The organism is Rhodococcus sp. CX (genome assembly GCF_015865005.1).
Lineage (GTDB): Bacteria > Actinomycetota > Actinomycetes > Mycobacteriales > Mycobacteriaceae > Rhodococcus.
In genome coordinates, this window is the sequence record NZ_JADZGH010000007.1 from 62008 (window position 1) to 67060 (window position 5053).

The following is a 5053-nucleotide window of genomic DNA, read 5'->3' on the forward strand; positions in this document are numbered from 1 at the left end:
GCGTCGAGGCGGTCAGCCCCGAGATGGGGCCCGCGTCGATCGAAAGCCACTACGACGAATCCCTGGCCGTACCCGGCCTTCTCGCCGAGATCGCGAAAGGAGAAGAAGACGGCGCCGACGGCTACGTGATCGCGTGCTTCGGCGACCCGGGCCTGGACGCCGCCCGTGAGGTCGCGACCGGACCGGTCGTGGGGATCGCCGAGGCCGCGATGCACACCGCGAGCTTCCTGGGCCGGGGCTTCTCCGTCGTCACCACCCTCGGCCGCACCACGGGCCGGGCCCGGGACCTGGCCGAGCGCTACGGACTCCGCGACGCGTGCCGGGGTATCCACGCGTGCGAGATTCCGGTGCTCGACCTCGAGACCGACCCCGACGCCCGCAAGATCATCACCGAGGCATGCCACGAGGCCCTCGAGACCGACGGCTCCGACGCGATCGTGCTGGGCTGCGCGGGGATGGCCGATCTGTGCGCGCGGATCTCCGCCGACATCGGCGCCCCCGTGGTCGACGGCGTTGCGGCCGCGACCCTCACGGTGCAGTCGCTGGTCACGATGGGCCTGACAACCGGCAAACGCGGCGAGTTCGCGCCGCCGCCGCCGAAGCCCTACACGGGAATCCTGAAGGGCTTCACAACAATCCGGTGAGCCGGCGCGACCCCTCGTGCAGGAATCGCAACTGCTCGTAGTCGGTCGGCGAGACGCGCAGCGGAGAGCCCTGCAGGCACAGTCCCCCGACGACCTCGGCCGCGTGGTTGCGGATCGGCACCGCCAGCGCCGACCGGCCCAGCCGGCACTCCTGATTCTCGAACGCGTGACCGTCGAGCTGCGCCTGCATCAGTTCGGCGCGCAGCACCTCCGGATCGCACACCGTGAAATCGGTGAGACGGCGCAGTTCGAGCCCCTCGTTCAACGCCGGATTGTGCGCCAGCATCACCTTGCCCAGTGCGTTCGCGTGCAGGTTCTTCGCGAGCAGCGTGATCCCGACGATCTCGTGATCGGGATCCTGGTCGACGAACCGCAGCCGCCCTCCCGCGAACGACGCCACGTGCAGCCCGAACCGGGTGTGCGAGCGCAACTCCTCGACGGTTTCGTGCAGGGTCGGTGACGTGTCCGTCGCGACCGCCGCGCGGGACAACTCGGCTGTGCGCCGGCCGAGCGCGAACCCCGACAGGTCCGGCACCCGAACCAGAAATCCGTCCGCGACGAGCAGATTGAGCATGCGGTAGGCGGTGGTGGGCGCGACCCCCGCGAACCGGGCGATCTCCTTCGCGGTCGCTCCCGGGCCGAGGTGTGCAACGGCCTCGAGCATGACGAGGGCCTTGCGCACCGCTTTCGGCTGCTGACCGCTGAACCCGACCTCGGCCTCGACGTGTGCGGTCATGCCCCGAACCCCGCGCCGGATTGCACCGACACGACCTGGGGCCGACCGTCGTCGTCCAGCACGAGTTCACCCGAGCCCGGTAGCAGATCGATGGTTTCGATGCTGTCGAACGTCCCCATCGTCGTGAGGGACTCGGGTCGGAGTCGTCTCAGCAGCCACGCCCAGATCGTGCCGGACACGCCCACGATGAGCACCGCGACCGGCATCGCCCACGATCCGTGCGTCACGCCGTCGACGACCAGGTAGGCGAGCAGTCCCGCACCGACAACGGCGATCCCGGCCGACAGCGCGGTGGTGGACGGTGCGTCCTCGCCGATCCGCCGCAGGAACCGCAGGCACGACACCGCGAGCAGGGTGTAGGCGATGACGATCGCGACCTCGACGAAGCCGTCGAACACGATCGCATCGGTCAGGAACATGTACAGGTATGCACTCGCGCCGAGCAGGCTCGCGACCGTGAACGAGGCGACGGCCACGTACGGGGTGCGCAGCCGGCCGTGTACCCGCGACAACGACGTCGGTGCCGTTCCTTCGATGCCCATCGCCAGCAACAGCCGGGACCCGGCCTGAGCACAGCCGAGCGTGGAGGCGAGCCACGAGCACGTGACGCCGATCTTCACCGCGATCACCATCGGCAGTCCGACACCGGAAGCGGTGCCGTCGAAGTAGGCGGCGACGACCGCGCCTGCGTTTCCGGACATGGCGGCCCAGCCCGCGAAGACGAACACGGCACCGCACACCATCGGGGTGACGAGCACGGCGCGCGAGACCGTCGTCAGTGGCCGCCGCGCCTCGGCTCCGAAGAAGGCCGCGCTCTCGAAACCGGCCATGCTGAGCACGACCGTCAGGGCCAGGAACGGCAAGCTCGCGGATACCGCAGGGCTACCATCGCTTCCGTCGATCTCGGGGCCGGTGACCATCAGAACGCCGATCAGCACGAGCGAACACGCCTCGACGACGAGGATCGCGCGGGTCGCGAATCGCACCCCGCGCACGGTGATCACCGCGACCGTCCCGGCGACCAGGGCGGCGGTCACCAGCAGCGGTGCCGTGCCCGGCAGGTCGATTCCCAGGGCCGTCCCGATTCCCAGCAGGCTGACGGCGGAGTTCGCGAGCACCGAGATCGAGATGCCGAGATATCCGAGCAGAAGCGCGGCCCCCACGGTCAGTGTCGCGCGGCGCGAGAGCCCGTGGAATGCGAAGCTGTACAGCGATCCCGCCGCGGCAAGGCGTCGCGTGAACTGGGTGATGCAGGAGGCGACGGCGACCACGACCGCGGTGGTTCCGACGATCGCGGCAAGGCCGGCGAAGCCCGGTTCCGCGGTGATGATCCAGGCGGCGATGAAGATCATCCCGGTTGCCGGCGCGATGGTCGACAGGGACTGCCCGATCAGATCGATCTGGGACAGCTGCCGGCGGCCCAGCGCCCGCAGCGGGGAGAACACCGGTGGCGCCTTCGGTTCGCTGTTGCGCGACCGCGCGATCGCTGCGGCGAGCGCGCCGCTGATCCGTGAACCACTACCGCCACGTCTGCCGCTACTCACCCCGGCCACCGTTCCCTTCGTGGGCCCGCGATCGGGACCGGGCCATCCGTAGGGACGGTATGAAGCGATTGTTTCCGGCATATTTCCTACTCATGTGCCGGGAATTGCGATTCTCGTCACGCGCTGCCCAGCGCACTCGTCCATGGCCGCCGGGACGGCAGCGGTGCCCGCTGTTTGCGCAGCCTAACGACCAGTGACAACCGCATATCTCCGAGAGCACGATGGACAGGCGCGCATGTCGGGGGTTGTCGCCGGCAGGGGGCTCCGGCACGGGTGGGGATACGGCGAGGATCTGTCCGCTTGCCGGTTGGGGAGGTCGAACGATGCGCCGACTCGTCGTGTGCTGCGACGGCACCTGGAACACACCGGGCCAGCTGGCGCCTTCGAATGTGCGCCGCTTGTACAACGCCCTGGTGGACACTGCGACGGACGAGCAGACCGAGGGACGGGAGCAGCTCACTCGGTACCAGTCCGGGGTGGGGACCGTCAGTGGTGATCTGCTCGGCTGGCTACTGGGAGGAGCAACCGGAATCGGGCTGTCGAGAGACGTAACGGACGCCTACCACTGGCTGACCACCACGTACCGGCCCGGGGACTCCATCGCGCTGTTCGGTTTCAGCCGCGGCGCCTTCACCGCGCGCAGCGTCGCCGGGATGATCGGGGCGTGCGGGCTGATCGAGACCGACTGCCTCGATGTGTCGACGATCCGGCATCGGATCCGGCACGTCTACCGGCAGCGGTACCGGCGGGGAGCCGCCGCCGATCCCGGCTGGCGCGACGGCCTCCGCTTCTCCTACGACCCCGCTCAGCCGGATCGGATCCCGGTGGACTTCATCGGCGTGTGGGACACCGTCGGAGCGCTGGGCATCCCGGACACGCTCGGCTGGACCAACCTGCTGGACCCTCCGACGCGGTACGCCTTCCACGACGTCAAACTCAACCGGCATGTGAAGCACGGGCGCCACGCGGTGGCGCTCGACGAGCAGCGGGCAGCGTTCACTCCGACGTTGTGGTCCGACCCGGAGCCGGGCCAAACCGTCGAGCAGGTGTGGTTCCCGGGCAGCCACATGGATGTCGGTGGCGGGCACCCACAGACGGGCCTGAGCGACGGTGCACTGCAATGGATGATCGACGAGTCGCGCGCCGCTGTCGGGCTCGCGTTCCGCGATGCGGTCGAGAAACAGATCCAACCCGACCCACTCGGCAAGATGCACGACGACAACCAAGGCATCTACGGTCTGCTCGAGCCGCTGTACGAGCCCGTCCTGCGACCGCTGATCGAGCCGTTCATGCAGCCGCGGCCCGGCGCCACCCCCATGATCGACGCAGGTGGGAACAGCCCCTCGCTGCACTCGTCGGTGTACAGGCGTCACGAAACACCACCGATTACCAGCGGCCCCTACCGGCCCACCCGAACCCTCGCACCCGGAGAATCCGCCACCGTCGACGTATCCGCCTACAATCCGTGGAACTGGACCAGCCTCTACCTCGACGCCGGCGAGTACACCTTCGCCGCCGGCGGCGAATGGATGGATCTCAATATCGCGTCCGGCCCGGCCGGCACCACCGGCCGGCAGCAGTTTCACCCCCGGGAGGCGTTCCGCCTGGCCAGCAGCGCACTGGGTCTGGGCGAGCGGTTGTTCCGGCTCGTGACCGGGAACCCGCAGGCCGACTTCCTGCTGACCCGCAGGTACGAAGACCTGCCGTGGATGTCGCTGATCGGTGTCGTCGCCAACGACGCGATCCCCCTCAAGGGTGCCGAGGCCCTGCATCAGCGCATCGCCATCGGTGCAGGAACCACCGATCGGGTGTGCCGATCCGGATACCTCTACGCCTTTGCCAACGACGCGTGGGGCTTCTACGGCAACAATCGGGGCAGTGTGCGCCTCACGGTGACCAGGACGCGGTGACGCTACCGTCTTATCGACGACCTTTTCACCGCGTGCCCGCAATTCGGCGGTGAGCCGCGGCGATCCGTCGCTTCCTTTCCTCCGGACCTTGTGCAATCAGTAATCCCCTGACGGGTGATTGCCGAGCGGACGGCCTCTCCGTCGCGGCACGCCCTCGTGTGTGACGGACACCGCGTCCACCGTTTCGAGGGTGTAACCCCAAGTGGAAATCCGCTCGGC

4 protein-coding genes are annotated in these 5053 nt (G+C 68.6%); 2 read left to right on the forward strand and 2 right to left on the reverse strand.

Going from position 1 to position 5053, the window contains the following annotated elements; all coding sequences use genetic code 11:
* Positions 1–644 (forward strand): aspartate/glutamate racemase family protein (locus I0Q12_RS00435; RefSeq protein WP_197250075.1); only part of this gene is annotated, 644 nt, incomplete at its 5' end.
* On the opposite strand, the gene I0Q12_RS00440 is transcribed toward I0Q12_RS00435, so the two are convergent.
* Both I0Q12_RS00440 and I0Q12_RS00445 read right to left on the reverse strand, forming a co-directional pair.
* A complete protein-coding gene (locus I0Q12_RS00440) occupies positions 628–1380 on the reverse strand; it encodes an IclR family transcriptional regulator (protein ID WP_197250076.1) in 753 nt (250 codons plus the stop codon). The two genes, I0Q12_RS00435 and I0Q12_RS00440, sit on opposite strands and share 17 nt — an antisense overlap.
* The gene (locus I0Q12_RS00445) at positions 1377–2924 is read right to left on the reverse strand and encodes an APC family permease (protein WP_307845965.1); all 1548 of its coding nucleotides are present in this window, start codon (positions 2922–2924) and stop codon (positions 1377–1379) included. The genes I0Q12_RS00440 and I0Q12_RS00445 overlap by 4 nt, the downstream gene beginning before the upstream one ends.
* Positions 2925–3247: 323 nt before the next feature.
* Between I0Q12_RS00445 and I0Q12_RS00450 the strand changes: the two genes are divergently transcribed.
* On the forward strand, positions 3248–4834 hold the full coding sequence (locus tag I0Q12_RS00450; RefSeq protein ID WP_197250078.1) for a DUF2235 domain-containing protein: 1587 nt from the start codon (positions 3248–3250) through the stop codon (positions 4832–4834).
* The last annotated feature ends 219 nt before the right edge of the window (positions 4835–5053 follow it).

Bases quoted from the DNA above. Each gene is read 5' to 3' on its own strand.
- I0Q12_RS00440 (WP_197250076.1), bottom strand. From the start codon at position 1,380: ATGACCGCACACGTCGAGGCCGAGGTCGGGTTCAGCGGTCAGCAGCCG.
- I0Q12_RS00450 (WP_197250078.1), top strand. From the start codon at position 3,248: ATGCGCCGACTCGTCGTGTGCTGCGACGGCACCTGGAACACACCGGGC.